This window comes from Variovorax sp. UC74_104, from assembly GCF_044055375.1.
Classification (GTDB): Bacteria; Pseudomonadota; Gammaproteobacteria; order Burkholderiales; family Burkholderiaceae_C; genus Variovorax.
The window spans coordinates 4,129,244-4,144,362 of sequence record NZ_CP171978.1; the positions used below are offsets into that span (position 1 = coordinate 4,129,244).

The 15,119-nt window shown below is 68.9% G+C and carries 14 protein-coding genes and 1 pseudogene; 10 read left to right on the top strand and 5 right to left on the bottom strand.

The annotated features are described in order from the left end of the window. Nucleotides 1-19: 19 nt before the first annotated feature. The 9 genes from upp (at nt 20) to ACHMXA_RS19420 (ending at nt 8,995) form a co-directional block, all read left to right on the top strand. Nucleotides 20-652, top strand: a complete 633-nt coding sequence (upp, locus tag ACHMXA_RS19380) for a uracil phosphoribosyltransferase (RefSeq protein WP_093194973.1) — start codon at nt 20-22, stop codon at nt 650-652. Between the two features lie 196 nt (nt 653-848). Continuing rightward, the gene (locus ACHMXA_RS19385; RefSeq protein ID WP_176664240.1) at nt 849-1,853 is read left to right on the top strand and encodes a BMP family protein; all 1,005 of its coding nucleotides are present in this window, start codon (nt 849-851) and stop codon (nt 1,851-1,853) included. Between the two features lie 8 nt (nt 1,854-1,861). Continuing rightward, nucleotides 1,862-2,815 (top strand): 5'-methylthioadenosine/S-adenosylhomocysteine nucleosidase, encoded by a 954-nt coding sequence (locus ACHMXA_RS19390; protein WP_176664241.1) that lies wholly within the window; start codon nt 1,862-1,864, stop codon nt 2,813-2,815. Further along, entirely contained in the window at nt 2,806-3,555 is a 750-nt protein-coding gene (locus ACHMXA_RS19395) for an alpha/beta fold hydrolase (protein WP_395316232.1), read from the top strand. The genes ACHMXA_RS19390 and ACHMXA_RS19395 overlap by 10 nt, the downstream gene beginning before the upstream one ends. Further along, nucleotides 3,552-5,156: an ABC transporter ATP-binding protein gene (locus ACHMXA_RS19400; RefSeq protein ID WP_176664243.1), complete on the top strand. Its 1,605-nt coding sequence runs from the start codon at nt 3,552-3,554 to the stop codon at nt 5,154-5,156. The genes ACHMXA_RS19395 and ACHMXA_RS19400 overlap by 4 nt, the downstream gene beginning before the upstream one ends. Then, nucleotides 5,156-6,220: an ABC transporter permease gene (locus tag ACHMXA_RS19405; protein ID WP_395321328.1), complete on the top strand. Its 1,065-nt coding sequence runs from the start codon at nt 5,156-5,158 to the stop codon at nt 6,218-6,220. The genes ACHMXA_RS19400 and ACHMXA_RS19405 overlap by 1 nt, the downstream gene beginning before the upstream one ends. Next, entirely contained in the window at nt 6,217-7,140 is a 924-nt protein-coding gene (locus ACHMXA_RS19410) for an ABC transporter permease (protein WP_176664244.1), read from the top strand. Before ACHMXA_RS19405 ends, ACHMXA_RS19410 begins: the two co-directional genes overlap by 4 nt. Further along, nucleotides 7,140-7,613 (top strand): hypothetical protein, encoded by a 474-nt coding sequence (locus tag ACHMXA_RS19415; RefSeq protein WP_176664245.1) that lies wholly within the window; start codon nt 7,140-7,142, stop codon nt 7,611-7,613. Before ACHMXA_RS19410 ends, ACHMXA_RS19415 begins: the two co-directional genes overlap by 1 nt. A 95-nt stretch (nt 7,614-7,708) precedes the next feature. Continuing rightward, nucleotides 7,709-8,995 (top strand): amidohydrolase family protein, encoded by a 1,287-nt coding sequence (locus ACHMXA_RS19420; RefSeq protein WP_176664246.1) that lies wholly within the window; start codon nt 7,709-7,711, stop codon nt 8,993-8,995. A gap of 28 nt (nt 8,996-9,023) precedes the next feature. Here the strand turns inward: ACHMXA_RS19420 and ACHMXA_RS19425 are convergent, their stop codons facing one another. Next, nucleotides 9,024-9,869 carry an NAD-dependent protein deacetylase gene (locus ACHMXA_RS19425; RefSeq protein WP_395316233.1) on the bottom strand — a complete coding sequence of 282 codons (846 nt, stop codon included), beginning with the start codon at nt 9,867-9,869 and terminating at the stop codon, nt 9,024-9,026. 69 nt (nt 9,870-9,938) lie between these two features. Here ACHMXA_RS19425 and ACHMXA_RS19430 point away from each other — a divergent pair, with 69 nt between their 5' ends. Beyond that, entirely contained in the window at nt 9,939-10,934 is a 996-nt protein-coding gene (locus ACHMXA_RS19430) for a Bug family tripartite tricarboxylate transporter substrate binding protein (RefSeq protein WP_395316234.1), read from the top strand. A gap of 30 nt (nt 10,935-10,964) precedes the next feature. On the opposite strand, the gene ACHMXA_RS19435 is transcribed toward ACHMXA_RS19430, so the two are convergent. From ACHMXA_RS19435 to cls, 4 genes and pseudogenes are all read right to left on the bottom strand, one after another. Continuing rightward, on the bottom strand, nt 10,965-11,417 hold the full coding sequence (locus ACHMXA_RS19435; RefSeq protein WP_395316235.1) for a DUF3574 domain-containing protein: 453 nt from the start codon (nt 11,415-11,417) through the stop codon (nt 10,965-10,967). A 23-nt stretch (nt 11,418-11,440) separates the two neighbouring features. Next, the gene (locus ACHMXA_RS19440; RefSeq protein ID WP_395316236.1) at nt 11,441-12,175 is read right to left on the bottom strand and encodes a CatB-related O-acetyltransferase; all 735 of its coding nucleotides are present in this window, start codon (nt 12,173-12,175) and stop codon (nt 11,441-11,443) included. A 23-nt stretch (nt 12,176-12,198) separates the two neighbouring features. Beyond that, nucleotides 12,199-13,638 (bottom strand): exodeoxyribonuclease I, encoded by a 1,440-nt coding sequence (gene sbcB / locus ACHMXA_RS19445; RefSeq protein ID WP_395316237.1) that lies wholly within the window; start codon nt 13,636-13,638, stop codon nt 12,199-12,201. Beyond that, nucleotides 13,639-15,085, bottom strand: a pseudogene (cls, locus tag ACHMXA_RS19450) (cardiolipin synthase). It abuts the gene before it with no gap. Between the last annotated feature and the right edge of the window lie 34 nt (nt 15,086-15,119).

The following is a 15,119-nucleotide window of genomic DNA, read 5'->3' on the forward strand; positions in this document are numbered from 1 at the left end:
AACGCCACAAAGAATTCCAATGAGCAGCAACGTCCACCTCCTCGACCATCCCCTCATCCAGCACAAGCTCACGCTGATGCGCCGCAAGGACGCGTCCACCAACAGCTTCCGCCGGCTTCTCAACGAAATCAGCATGCTGATGGCCTATGAGGTCACGCGCGACATGCCGATGCAGGACATCGAGGTCGAGACCCCGCTGGAGACCATGCAGGCCAAGGTCATCGACGGCAAGAAGCTGGTGCTGGTGTCCATCCTGCGTGCCGGCACGGGCATCCTGGACGGCATGCTCACCGTGGTGCCCGGTGCGCGCGTGGGCCACATCGGCCTGTACCGCGACCCCAAGACGCTGACGGCCGTCGAGTACTACTTCAAGATGCCCGGCGAGATGGAGAACCGCGACGTGATCGTGGTCGACCCGATGCTGGCCACCGGCAACTCGGCCGTCGCGGCGGTCGAACGGCTGAAGGAACTGAACCCCAAGTCGATCAAGTTCGTCTGCCTGCTGACCTGCCCCGAAGGCGTCGCGACCATGCAGAAGGCCCATCCGGACGTGGCGATCTACACCGCGGCGATCGACCGGGAGTTGAACAGCCACGGCTACATCCTTCCGGGCCTGGGCGACGCGGGCGACCGTATCTTCGGGACGAAGTAAGGCTCGCCCCCCAGGCTGCGCGCACTTCGTGTCGCTTCGCCCACCCCCTACCGGGGGCAACACCTGAGGCCCGGCAGAGCCGGTTCCTCGGTGTTTCTGGAATGGGCCGCGGCAGAGTTAGCGCCGCGCCCTGTGGTCGGGCACGAGGATTGCAGCGCTAGTTCTTTCACTACCAATCGAATCGAGGAGAAGTACCGTGACCGCACGCCGTCAATTGATCATCCGTTCCGTCGCCGTTGCCGCAGCGCTTGCTGCGGTGGGCGCCCCGGGCCTTGCGCTCGCTCAGGCCAAGCTGAAGGTGGCGGCGGTGTACACCGTGCCGTTCGAGCAGCAATGGGTGGGCCGCATCCACAAGGCGCTGAAGGCGGCCGAGGCGCGCGGGGAGATCGAGTACAAGGCCACCGAGAACGTGAGCAACGCCGACTACGAGCGCGTGATGCGCGAATACGCCACGGCCGGCAACCAGCTGATCCTGGGCGAGGTGTTCGGCGTGGAGGCGGCGGCGCGCAAGGTGGCGAAGGACTTTCCGAAGGTGGCATTCCTGATGGGCTCGTCGCTCAAACCGCAGGCGCCCAACTTCAGCGTGTTCGACAACTACATCCAGGAGCCCGCCTACCTCAGCGGCATGGTGGCCGGCGGCATGACGAAGAGCAACCGCATCGGCATGGTCGGCGGCTTCCCGATTCCTGAGGTCAACCGGCTGATGAACGCCTTCATGGCCGGCGCGAAGGAAACGAATCCGAAGGTCGAGTTCAGCGTGAGCTTCATCAACAGCTGGTTCGACCCGCCGAAGGCCAAGGAAGCGGCCTTCGCCATGATCGACAAGGGCGCCGACGTGATGTACGCGGAGCGCTTCGGCGTTTCGGATGCGGCCAAGGAAAAGGGCAAGCTTGCTATCGGCAACGTGATCGACACCCAGAGCCAGTACCCCGACACGGTGGTCGCCTCGGCCCTTTGGAACTTCGAACCCGCGGCAGACCGAGCGATCAAGCTGGTGAAGGAAGGCAAGTTCGCCGCCGAGGACTACGGCCAGTACGCGCAGATGAAGCACAAGGGCTCCGAGCTCGCGCCGCTGGGCACCTTCGAGAAGAAGGTTCCGGCCGACATCGTCGCGAAGGTGAAGGCCAAGCAGGCGGACATCCTCTCGGGCAAGTTCACCGTGAAGGTCGACGACAGCCAGCCCAAGTCGACGGCAAAGTGAGGATGCCGATGACGACGACGATCCGCTGGCGTTCCATTCTCGCGGCCAGCGTATTGGCCTTCGGCCTGAGCGGCTGCGTGGGTGTCTACAAGGGCGGCGCCGTCGCCATCAACAGCAGCACCCGGCTCGACGACACGCCGCGCATCGCGGTGCTCTCGGCCTTCGAGCCCGAGCTGAAGCTGCTGCTCACGCGCCTGCAGGGCCCGGTGAAGCACAGCGTGAATGGGGTGGAGTTCACCACCGGCACGCTCGAAGGCAAGCCGGTGGTGCTGTTCCTGTCGGGCATCAGCATGACCAACGCGACGATGAACACGCAGCTGGCGCTCAACCGCTTCCGCGTGACCAGCATCGTGTTCAGCGGCATCGCGGGCGGCGTGAACCCGTCGCTGCACGTGGGCGACGTCACGGTGCCGGCGCAGTGGGGCCAGTACCTCGAAGTGCTGATGGCGCGCGAGACCTCGCCCGGCAAGTACACCGCCCCGCCCTTCATCACCGACGCGACGCTGCCCAACTTCGGCATGATGTTCCCGCGCCCGGTCGAGGTGCGCTCGGCGGCGCGGCCCGAGATCCACCGCAAGTTCTGGTTCGAGGCCGATCCGAAGATGCTCGAGGTGGCGCGCAGCATCCGCAACGTCGACCTGGCCAACTGCAGCGCCGGCAAGTGCCTGCCGCGCAAGCCGCAGCTGGTGGTGGGCGGCAACGGGGTCTCGGGACAGGCCTTCATGGACAACAAGGCCTACCGCGAGTACACCTACAAGACCTTCCAGGCCAACGTGCTCGACATGGAGACCGCGGCGGTGGGCATGGTCGCCTACAGCAACGGCGTGCCCTTCATCGCCTTCCGCTCGCTCAGCGACCTCGCGGGCGGCGGCGACGGCGAGAACGAGATGGGCACCTTCATGGGCATCGCGGCGGACAACTCCGCCAAGGTCATGCTGGCCTTCCTGGCCGCGTGGAAGTGACGGCGGCGCCTGGCGGCTTCATCCGACTCGTTCTGCTTCCGGGCATGGACGGCACCGGCGAACTCTTCGAGCCCCTGGCACAGGCCATGGGGCGGCGCGGCGCCATCGACGTCCTGCGCTACCCCGGCACCGAGCCGCTGGGCTATGACGAACTCGAACGGCTGGTCCGTGCACAGCTTCCTGCGGGTCAGCCCTTCGTACTGCTGGGCGAATCCTTCTCGGGCCCGCTGGCCATCTCCATCGCGGCAGCCCCGCCGCCGGGGCTGCGCGGGCTGATCCTGTGCTGCAGTTTTGCCCGACGCCCCGGACCGGGGCTGGCGCTGCTGCGCGGCGGCCTGCTCGAACTGTCGATGAAATTCCTGCACTCCGGCCTGATGCGCAGACCGATGCGCCGCATGCTGCTGGGCCGCTTCGCCACGCCGCGCCTTGCGGCCTTGCTGCAGGGTTCGCTGCGGCAGGTGTCGACCGCCGTCATGACGCGCCGCATGAAGGAAGTGCAGCGCGTGAACGTGGTCGACAAGCTTGCGCGGGTGCGCGTGCCCGCGATGTACCTTCAGGCCATGGAGGACCGCATCGTTCCCGACCAGGCCGCTCGTACCATCCAGCGTGCGCTGTCGGGCCTTCGCATCGTCCGGCTCGAAGGCCCGCACGGATTGCTGCAGGCCACGCCCATCGCCGCCGGCAATGCCATCGACAACTTTTGCCGCGAGCTCGGCAGTTCCGAGCCCGCCATCCCATGAACCCTCTTGTGCTCCGGCTCGGCGGCATCACCAAGCGCTTCGGCACCCTGGTGGCCAACGACGCCATTTCCCTCGACCTGCACGCAGGCGAGGTGCTGGCGCTCCTCGGCGAGAACGGCGCCGGAAAGTCGACGCTGATGTCGATCCTGTTCGGCCACTATGTCGCCGACGAAGGCAGCATCGAAGTCTTCGGCTCGCCGCTGCCGCCGGGCAATCCCAAGGCGGCACTCGCGGCGGGCGTTGGCATGGTCCACCAGCACTTCACGCTGGCCGACAACCTGAGCGTGCTCGACAACGTGATGATGGGCACCGAGCCGCTGTGGCGCCCGGTGTCGCGCCGCGCAGCCGCGCGCGAGCGGCTGCTCGACGTGGCAAGGCGCTTCGGCCTGCCGGTGCAGCCTGACGCGCTGGTCGGCAGCCTCTCGGTCGGCGAGCGCCAGCGCGTGGAAATCCTGAAGGCGCTGTATCGCGGCGCGCGCATCCTCATCCTCGACGAGCCGACCGCCGTGCTCACGCCGCAGGAGAGCGAGGCGCTGTTCGCCACGCTCGCGCAGATGGTGGCGCAGGGGCTGTCGGTGATCTTCATCAGCCACAAGCTCGACGAGGTGCTGCGCGTGTCGCACCGCATCGCCGTGCTGCGCGGCGGCAAGCTGGTGGCCGAGGCGCGCACTGCCGACACCACGCAGGCGCAGCTCGCGCTCTGGATGGTCGGGCACGCGGTGGAGGCGCCGAAGCGCCGGCCCGCGAAATCGGTGGGCGATGCCGTCTGCGTGCTCGACCACGTGAGCACCGCGGCCTCCGCCAAGGGCGACGGGCGCGACCGGCTGCGCGAGGTGTCGCTGACGCTGCGCGCGGGCGAGATCACCGCCATCGCCGGCGTATCGGGCAACGGACAGGTCGCGCTGGCCGAGCTGCTGTGCGGCACGCGCCGCGCGACCTCGGGCACGGCGCAGCTGATGGGCCGCGCGCTGCCGCCCTCGCCTGCCCGGCTGGTGCAGCGCGGCGTCGCGCGCATCCCCGAAGACCGGCACGCAATCGGCGTGGTCGGCGACCTGCCGGTATGGGAGAACGCGGTGTCGGAGCGGCTGCGCAGCCCCGTGTTCTCGCGCTGGTCGTGGCTCGTGAAACGCGCCACCGCCCGCCTCCATGCGCGGCGCATCGAAAAGGCGTTCGACGTGCGCGGAGCAGGCCTGATGGCGCCGGCCCGTTCGCTCTCGGGCGGGAACATGCAGAAACTGATTCTTGGACGCGCCCTGCTGGCGCCCGAACAACCGGAGCCCGATGCCGGCCAGGACAAGGCCGACAGGAAGCATCCCAACCGGGCCCCGCGCCTGATCGTCGCCCACCAGCCCACCTGGGGCCTGGACATCGGCGCTGTTGCCTACGTGCAGCAGCAGCTGATCGCCGCGCGCGACGCCGGCGCTGCCGTGCTGGTGATTTCCGACGACCTCGACGAAGTGCTCGCGCTGGGCGACCGCGTGGCCGTGATGCACGGCGGCCATCTGGGCGAGGCGCGCCCTGCGGCGGCATGGACGCGCGAGGCCATCGGACTGGCCATGGCCGGCGCGACAGCAACTCCCGCCAAGGGAGCCTCGTCATGATGCGGCTCGAGCGACGCCACGAGACTTCGCGCACGGCGCTGGTGCTCGCGCCCATCGGCGCGATCGTCTTCACGATGGCGATCAGCGCGCTGCTGGTGCTGTGGGCCGGCGCGCCGATCGGCCGCACCTATGCGCTGCTGCTGCAGGGCGGCTTCGGATCGGTGTTCGCGTGGAGCGAGACGCTGACGCGCGCGATCCCGCTGATCCTCACCGGGCTGGCAGCCACCGTCGCCTTCAAGGCGCGGCTCTTCAACATCGGTGCGGAAGGCCAGCTCTACGCCGGTGCGCTGGCCGCCGTCGCCGTGGGCGGCATGCACGGCGGCACCGGCTTCGAGCTGTCGCCGTGGCTGCTCTTCCCGCTGATGATGCTGGCCGCCGCCATTGCCGGCGCGCTGATGCTGCTGGGTCCGGCGCTCATGAAGAACCGGCTGGGCGTGGACGAAGTCGTCACCACGCTGCTGATCAACTTCATCGTGCTGCTGGGCGTGTCGGCGCTGCTCGACGGGCCGATGAAGGACCCGACCGCCATGGGCTGGCCGCAGAGCGTGTCGCTGCAGTCCGACCTGGAACTGGGCAAGCTCGTCGCGCAGACGCGGGTGCACACCGGCCTGCTGTGGGCGATGTCGCTGGCGGTGACGGTGTGGGCGATCTTCAAGTACACGGTGCTGGGCTTCGACATCCGCGCCGTGGGCGCGAACGCGCGCGCCGCCGCCTTCGCGGGCGTGCCGGTGACGCGCACGGTGGTGATGGTGGCGCTGCTCTCGGGCGCGCTGGCGGGCCTGGCCGGCGCCATCGAGGTGGCGGGCCGCACCAGCTACGTCACGCTCGACATGTCGCCGGGCTACGGCTACACCGGCATCGTGATCGCGATGCTGGCGGGGCTGCATCCGCTGGGCGTGATCGCCGCCGCGGTGTTCGTGGCGGGCGTGCTGGTCGGCGCCGACACCATGAGCCGCGCGGTGGGCGTGCCGACCTACATCGCCGACGTGATCGTCGCGGCCTCGCTGATCGCGGTGCTGGTGGCCACGCTGCTCACGCAATACCGGGTGAGGATGACGAAATGAGCGATCTCCTCGACATTCTTTCCAACGCTTCCTTCTGGGTCGCGGTGCTGCGCATCGCCACGCCGCTCATCCTGGGCACGCTCGGCGTGCTGCTGTGCGAGCGCGCGGGCGTGCTCAACCTCGGCATCGAGGGAATCATGGTCGCGGGCGCCTTCACCGGCTGGCTCGCGGTGTATGCCGGCGCGCCGCTGTGGGTGGGCGTGGGCGTGGCCGCGCTCGCGGGCATGGTGTTCGGGCTGCTGCATGCCTTTCTGACCGTGGGGCTGGCGCTCTCGCAGCACGTGTCGGGGCTGGGCATCACGCTGCTGGCGACCGCGCTGAGCTACTTCGGCTATCGCGTGAGCTTTCCGAAGGTGAACACGCCGCCCACCATCACGCCCTTCGCACCGATGGACTGGCTGCCCATTCCGATCCTCAACGCGCAGACCGCGCTCACGCTGTTCGCGCTGCTGCTGGTGCCGGTGGTGGGCTGGGTGCTGTACCGCACGCCGCTGGGCCTCGCGTTGCGCATGGCCGGCGAGAACCCTCAGGCGGCCGAGAGCCAGGGCGTGTCGGTCGCGGCCACGCGCACCGGCGCCATCGTCGCGGGCTCCGCGCTGATGGGCATGGCGGGCTCCTTCCTCACGCTGTCGGCCTTCAACGCCTTCTTCTTCAACATGGTGAACGGACGCGGCTGGATCTGCGTGGCGCTGGTGGTGTTCGCCTCGTGGCGGCCGGGCAAGGCCCTGCTGGGCGCGCTGCTGTTCGCCTTCTTCGATGCGCTTCAGCTTCGGCTGCAACAATCGGGCGACGCCGTGCTGCCCTACCAGATCTACCTGATGCTGCCCTACCTGCTGTCGATCCTGGCGCTGGTGCTGGTGGCACGCAAGGCAAGCTACCCGCAGGCGCTGATGAAACCGTACCGCAAGGGGGAACGCTGATGACCACCAGGACCGCCAACGCCGCGCGAGGCGCCCTGCTCTCGGCATTGCTGGCTCTGCTGGCAATGGGCGGCAACGGCGCCCGCGCGCTCGGCATGAACTACGGCTACGAGGCCTTCAGCACCGCCGACGCCGTGACCTGGGTGCAGATGTGCGGCACCTGGGGCAAGGACCACCAGGGCACCTACCGCGTGGTGCACGCCGAGCAGTACGCGCAGTCGTTCCTCTACGTGCAGTGGATGAGCCGCGACGCCAACGGCAGCCTGCGCGCGGAGCACACGGTCGCCATCGCCGAGCTGGACAACGACCACGCGGAAATCTCCCTGTCCGACCTCACCTGCCGCGCCACGCCGCGCGGCATCGTCGTCACGGCAAAGGCCGATTCGGGGCACGACGAGAAGCTGCGCCGCGTGACCATCGAGGTCGGGCCTGCACCGGGGCAATACCGGTATCGGGCGCAGAACACGCGCTGAGACGCCGGCATCCGGACAGCGACACGAACCTTCCACCAGAACAACTGCCGGGCGCTCCGCCAGGGGCGCGCTGAACACCCCCAAAGGCCTCCACGATGCTCGACCTCCTCATCACCAACGCCACCCTCCCCGACGGTCGCACCGGCATGTCGGTCGCCGTGCAGGACGGGTGCATCGCCGAAGTCACGCCCGGACTCGATGCGCCTGCGCACGAGAAGCTCGACGCGCAGGGCCTGCTGCTATCGCCCCACTTCGTCGACCCGCACTTCCACATGGACGCCACGCTGAGCTACGGCCTGCCGCGCGTCAACCAGAGCGGCACGCTGCTCGAAGGCATCGCGCTATGGGGCGAGCTGAAGCCGCTGCTGACGGCCGACGCGCTCATCGAGCGCGCGCTGGCGTACTGCGACTGGGCGGTGGCCAAGGGGCTGCTGGCGGTGCGCTCGCATGTGGACACGAGCGACCCGAGCCTGCTGGCGGTCGATGCGCTGCTGGAGGTCCGGCGCAAGGTGGCGCCGTATCTCGATCTTCAGCTGGTCGCCTTTCCGCAGGACGGTGTGCTGCGATCGCCGGGTGGCGTCGAGAACCTGGAGCGCGCCCTCGACAAGGGCGTGGACGTGGTCGGCGGCATTCCGCACTTCGAGCGGACCATGGCAGATGGCGCCGCCAGCGTGAAGCTGCTGTGCGAGATCGCCGCGGCGCGCGGCAAGCTGGTCGACATGCACTGCGACGAGTCGGACGACCCGCTCTCGCGCCATATCGAGACACTGGCCTTCGAGACCCAGCGCCTCGCGCTGCAGGGCCGCGTGACCGGCTCGCACTGCACCTCGATGCACTCGATGGACAACTACTACGTGAGCAAGCTTCTGCCGCTGATCGCGGAGAGCGGCGTGTCGGTGGTGTCCAACCCGCTCATCAACATCACCCTGCAGGGCCGCCACGACACCTACCCCAAGCGCCGCGGCATGACGCGCGTGCCAGAGCTCATGGCCGCCGGCGTGAACGTCGCCTTCGGCCACGACTGCGTGATGGACCCCTGGTACGGCATGGGCTCGGGCGACATGCTCGAAGTGGCACACATGGGCCTGCACGTGGCGCAGATGACCAGCCAGGAAGGCATCCGCCAGTGCTTCGAGGCGGTGACGACGAATGCCGCGCGCGTGATGCACCTGGAGAACTACGGCCTCGAGGCCGGCTGCGACGCCAGCTTCGTGCTGCTGCAGGCGCGCGATGCGGTCGAGGCGATCCGCCTGCGCGCCGCGCGGCTCAAGGTGTTCCGCAAGGGGCGGCTGCTGGCCGAGACGCCTGCCGCCACGGCCAGCCTGCACCTTCCCGGCCGGGGCGATTCCACGAGCTGGATGGCGCCGAAGCACGCCGGCTGAGCCCTGCGGTCAGGACGCCGAGCCCACGCTAGGCGAACTCCTGCACCAGCGCCGTCAGCGCCTCGCCGACCGGGCGCTCGACCTTCAGCGAGAGAAGCGGGTCCGCCCGGGTGCGCCCGAGGTTCACGGCCGCCACCGGCTTGCCTGCCGCGGCCGCCGCCTGCACGAAGCGAAAGCCCGAATAGACCATCAGCGACGACCCGGCCACGAGCACCGCATCGGACTCCTCCAGCGCCGCGAATGCGGCTGTGACGCGCTCCTTCGGCACGCTCTCGCCGAAGAACACCACGTCGGGCTTGAGCAGGCCGCCGCAGTGCGGACAGGCCGGCACGTCGAAGTCGGAGAAATCGCGGCCGTCGAGATCGGCGTCGCCGTCGGGCGCGGCGCGGGCTTCCAACTCGGCCCAACGCGGATTGCGCCGCCGCAGTTCGTGCTGCAGTTCGGCGCGCGGCGTGCGCCGCTCGCAGCTCATGCAGCGCACGGTATCGATGCGGCCGTGCAGGTCGATGGCGCCGCGGCTGCCCGCGGCTTCGTGCAGGCCGTCGACGTTCTGCGTGAGCAGCAGCCCGACGCGTCCCGCCTCGCCCAGCCGCGCCAGCGCGTGGTGCGCCGCACCCGGGCGGGCGCCCGCCATGGTCGGCCAGCCGATCAGGCTGCGCGCCCAGTAGCGCTTGCGCGTGGACTCCTCGCCCATGAAGGCCTGGTAGGTGACGGGCGACGGGCGCTTCCATTCGCCGTCGACGTCGCGGTAGTCGGGAATGCCCGATTCGGTGCTGCAGCCCGCGCCGGTGAGCACGAAGAGCTTGCGGTGGCGCGTGGCGAAGTCGGCGAGCCCGGCGTAGGCAGCAGGGTTGGCGGCGAGGTTGGCGGACATGCGGCGAGCATAAGTCGGCGGCCCGATTCCTGCTAAAGCCCAGGCTCTTGTCCGTCGCCGGAGAACGCCATGAACCCATCACGCCAGACACGCCTCAATCGCCCTACACGGCGCGCCGCGCTGCAGATCCTTGCCGCGGGCGTCGCCGGCGCGGCCCTGCCGGCCTTCGCCCAATGGCCCGACCGGGCCGTCAAGATCATCGTCACCTTCCCGCCCGGCGGCTCCAGCGACGTGCTCGCGCGCGTGATGGCGGAACAGCTCGCGAAGAAGCTGGGGCAGCCCGTGGTGGTCGACAACAAGCCCGGCGCGGGCGGCACCATCGGCGGCGCGCTGGTGGCGTCGGCACCGGCCGACGGCTACACGCTGATGCTGTCGAACACCACGCCGATCGCGCTCGGGCCTTTCACGCTCGACAAGCTGCCCTACGACCCCGTCACGGGCTTCACGCACGTCGCCTACCTCGGCGCGGCGCCGCTGGTGGTCATGGCGAGCAAGGGCTCCGGCCTCAAGACATTCGCCGACTTCGAGGCGCTGGCACGCAAGGAAGGCCGCATCGACTTCGGCTCGGGCGGCCCTGGGTCCATCGGACACATCCACGGCGAGCTGCTGAAGAAGATCACCGGGATCAACATGGTGCACGTGCCCTATCGCGGCGGTGCGCCGATGAGCACCGACCTCCTCGCCAACACCATCCCGGTGGGCATCGACGTCATCACCTCGTACGTTCCCTTCTTCAAGAGCGGTCAGCTGGTGCCGCTGGCCGTGACGGGCACGCAGCGTTCGCCGCTCATGCCCGAGGTGCCGACGATGGTCGAGCTGCATCAGCCGAAGCTGGTGCTGGAGAACTTCTTCGGCCTATCGGGCCCGGCCAAACTGCCACCGGACGTGGTCACGCGGCTGAACGCCGCCTGCAACGAAGTGCTGGCCATGCCCGAGATCCAGAAGAAGCTGACCGAACTGGGCATCGTCGCAAAACCGGAGTCGGTGGCCGTGTTCAACGGCTTCGTGAAGGAGCAGGTCGAAGTGCTCGGGCCGACGGTCAAGGGGGCGGGCATCAAGCTGTAGCCTCGCGGCCACGGCCCATCCGAGGGCCCTTCAGAACCGGACGCAGACGGCCTGCCTCTCCTGCAGCACGGCCTCCTGCGCGAATCGCTGGCGGTAGGCGCCGACGATGGTGGTGATGGCAGCGTCGTCCTTCTCGCTGCGCGGGTGCAGCAGCACGACCAGCTTGGAGCGCTCGCGCACCACCTCACCCGACACGCTGCGCCACTGGCCGCCGGCGTCGATCACCGTCAGACCCTGCGGAAAAGCCGGCGTCACTGTGCTGTCGAGGAAGGCCGTCCATTCGGCGTCCGACACCTGGCCGCCCGAAGGAATGGCGCGGCCGAAGTACAGCGTGTCGCGCTCGAAGCTTTCGAAGCCGCTCCCGCAGGCCCTCGCGCCGCCGGAGGCCGGGGGCGGCAGGGTGCCGCAGCCGGCCAGCGCCAAGGCCGCCACCGTGGCGGCAAGTGCGCCGCGGACGGGAGACAAAGTGGCCCTCGTCGTCATGCGAACACCTCCTTGCATCGTTTTCAGCCCGGCAGAAAGACCAGCGGCGCGGCCTGGCCCTCGCCCGGCGGCTGGCCACGGTCGAGCAGCCGCCAGCCGGGATTCCAGCGCGAAACGCGGCCGTCGGCAACCGCCTCTTCCAGCATCGCCTGGGCCTGCTCGGGGTGCTGCCAGTCGAGTGCCAGCGCGCGCAGGTCCCAGTCCCACCACGGGCAGGCGCGGATGCGCTCGACCAGCGCGTCGGGAAAGCGCTGGCGGATTACCCGGGCCGGCACGCCGCCCACGACGGTGAAAGGCTCCACGTCGCGCGTCACGATGGCGCCGGCGCCTATCACCGCGCCGTCGCCGATGGTGATGCCGCTCTTGAGACTGACACGCGAGCCGATCCACACGTCGTTGCCGATGGTCACCGGCGAATGCGACGGGAACTGCGCCACGGACTGATGCCGGTACGGCTCCGGAAAATTGGGCGCGTAGGCCAGCATGTGCGTGGTGAACCAGTCGGCGGGGTGGTCCGACAGGGTCTGCACGCCGTCGCCGATGGAGCAGTAGCGCCCCATGCCCACGTCGACCAGCAGCGCACCGGGCGAGATGCTCGAATAGGCACCGATGGAGCACCGGCCGTGCAACTGGGCCGAATGCCAGATGCGCACCGGCGTCTCGAAGCGCAGCGGCGTCGGCACCAGGCAGCCCTCCGACAGGTAGAGCCCGTAGCCTTCGAGCCCCTTCGAAAGTTCGGCGTTGATGCTCAGGCTCATGGCTGCGCCGTCCGGTCCGTCGATCAGGCCTCGGGCGCGATGGCTTCGGCGTATTCGTAGAGCGCGCCGAGGATTTCTTCCCCGCGCTCGTCCGCGTTCTCGGAGAGCGCGTCGACCTCGCTGAACAGCATCTCGATGGTGCGCGCCCCGCCCTCGCCCTTGAAGAGCTTCGCGACACGCAGCGCCTCCCAGCGCTCGACCTCATCCTCGCTGAGCAGCTCAGGCCAGTTGCGCGCGCGGTAGCGGAAGACGATCTCGTCGAGCCTGCCGTCGTCGAAGCCGGTGCGATCCTTCGCCAGTTCCTCGGGCGACAGGCCGCGCAGCTGGTTCAGGCGGCGCCGGTCGGCATTGCCAACGAAGCCGCCGTACAGGTCTTCGTCGACATCGGGCGTGGCTTCCTTGGGCCGCGCGTAGACCTGCGACCAGATGGCGCTCATGTCGGGCAGACCACGCGCGATGGCTGCATGGCGCATCGCAGCCTCGAGATCCACGCCCCAGCGCTCGGCCATCGGCGCCGCGAGCGTGCGCAGGTTGCCGACGACCATCGGCGACTTGTTGAGGTGCACACCCTTGATCGGCAGGCGCACCACGCCTTCGGGCAGGTCGGCGGTGCGGGTGAAGAGGCGCAGCCGCAGCGTCTCGACGTCGATGTCGCGCAGCTCGCTGGGGTCGTGGGCCAGGTCCCAGGCCAGCAGCTCGTTCTTGTTGGTGGGATGGCTGGCCAGCGGCCACATTACGGCGAGGCAGCCGCGCTCGACGGGGAACATGCCCGAGACGTGCAGGAAGGGCTTCGCGGTCTCGCGCGTCGCGGGCAGACCCAGTTCGGTGGCGACGCGGTCCTTCCTGTGCAGGCCGAAGGCGAAGTCGAACAGTTTGGGCTGCTTGCTGCGGATGAGGCGGGCCAGCGCGATGGTGGCGCGCACGTCCGACAAGGCATCGTGCGCCGACTCGTGCAGCAGGCCGTTGGCGCGTGCCAGGTCTTCGAGCTTGAAGCTGGGCTTGCCGTCTTCCTTTTTCGGCCACTCGATGCCCTCGGGGCGCAGCGCGTAGGTGAGGCGCACCACGTCGAGCAGGTCCCAGCGGCCGCAGTCGTTCTGCCATTCGCGGGCGTACGGATCGATCAGGTTGCGCCAGAACAGGAAGCGCGTGACCTCGTCGTCGAAGCGGATAGTGTTGTAGCCCACGCCGATGGTGCCGGGCTGCGAGAAGGCGCGCTCGATGTGCGTGGCGAATTCGTGCTCGGGAATGCCGCGCTCCAGGCACAGCTGCGGCGTGATGCCGGTGATCAGGCAGGCCTCGGGGCTGGGCAGGTAGTCCGGCGCGGGCTTGCAGTAGATCATCAGCGGCTCGCCGACTTCGTTGAGCTCCGCGTCGGTGCGCACGGCCGCGAACTGCGAGGGGCGGTCGCGGCGCGGCACCGCGCCGAAGGTTTCGTAGTCGTGCCAGAGAAAAGTGTGGTTCATTCAGAGCAGGGGTGAAAACAGGCGCGCGATGGCGTCGCCGAGGCGGCGCCAGAAAGTCTGGGGCCGGTTGGCGCGCACCGCGCCGGAACTGTGGAGGTCGGTCTCGAACTGCGACGCCAGCGGCCGGGTCAGCTCGGGACCATACGACCACCGCGCAGACCTCGAAGTTGAGACGGAAGCTGCGGTTGTCGAAATTGGCGGTGCCGATCATTGCGCAATGGTCGTCCACCACCAGGGTCTTGGAATGGAGCATGCGCGCCTTGTACTCCCAGACCTTCACGCCGGCGGCGATCAGTTCGTCGAAGTACGAGCGCGCCGCCGCGCTCACGATGGCCGAGTCGCTGCGGCGCGGCACCAGCAGGCGCACGTCCACGCCGCGCAGCGCGGCGCTCGTGAGCGCCATCAGCGCGGGCTCGCCGGGCACGAAGTACGGCGTGGTGAGCCAGGCGCGGTGCGTGGCCGAATGGATCGCCTCGACGTGCATGCGGTGGATGGCCTCCATCGGGTTGTCGGGCCCGCTGGTGACAATCTGCACGGGGATGTCGCCCGCCTCCAGTTGGGGAAGCATCGCGTTCATGGCATCGTCCAGGCCGCGCAGGTTCTCGCCGGTGGCGTAGGCCCAGTCTTCGAGGAAGGTGGTCTGCAGCCAGCGCACCGCGCTGCCCTCGATGCGCAGGTGCACGTCGTGATAGGCGTCGGGATTGGTGCGCTTGTCTTCCTCGTCGGTGATGTTCACGCCACCCGTGAAGCCGACGCGGCCGTCGCACACCACGATCTTGCGGTGGGTGCGGTAGTTGGTCACCGGGCGCAGGCGCCGGCCGATCTTCGTGTCGTGGAAGAGCGCCACCTCGACGCCCGCCTCGACCATCGGCGCCAAGAACTTGTGGCCGATGCGCTTGGAGCCCAGCGCGTCGATCAGCAGGCGCACCATCACGCCCTCCTTTGCGCGCTCGATCAGCAGGTCGCGCAGCGCGGTGCCGATGCGGTCGGGCTCGAAGATGTAGTACTCGAGGTGGATGTGGTCCCGCGCGGCGCGCACCGCGTCGAAGATCGCGTCGAAGGTGCGTGCGCCGCCCGAGAGCAGCTCGACATCCACGGCGCTCGATACCGGCAGCCCGCAGGTCGCGGTACCCAGCTTCGCCATCTGCTGCAGCGCTGGCGGCGCGTTCTGCGCCGCGTCGCGCAGCCGGGCCACGTCGGCCTGCGCCGAGGCCCCGGCGCGGCTGCGCAGCCGCTTGAGGCGCTGCTTCTTCAGCCGCTGCGGCCCCAGGAAGTAATAGACGACGAAGCCCGCGAACGGCAGCAGCGCGAGCGAGAGGATCCAGCTCATCGTCGACACCGGCGCGCGCTTCTGCATCACGATCCAGACCGACAGCACCGCGATGTAGCCGCTCCATGCGAGGGAGAGGCCGGTTTTCCATTCGTGGCTGAGTTCGGGGAGGATCAAGGCGGGAAAGCGGCTGGAACGGTGATTCGATACG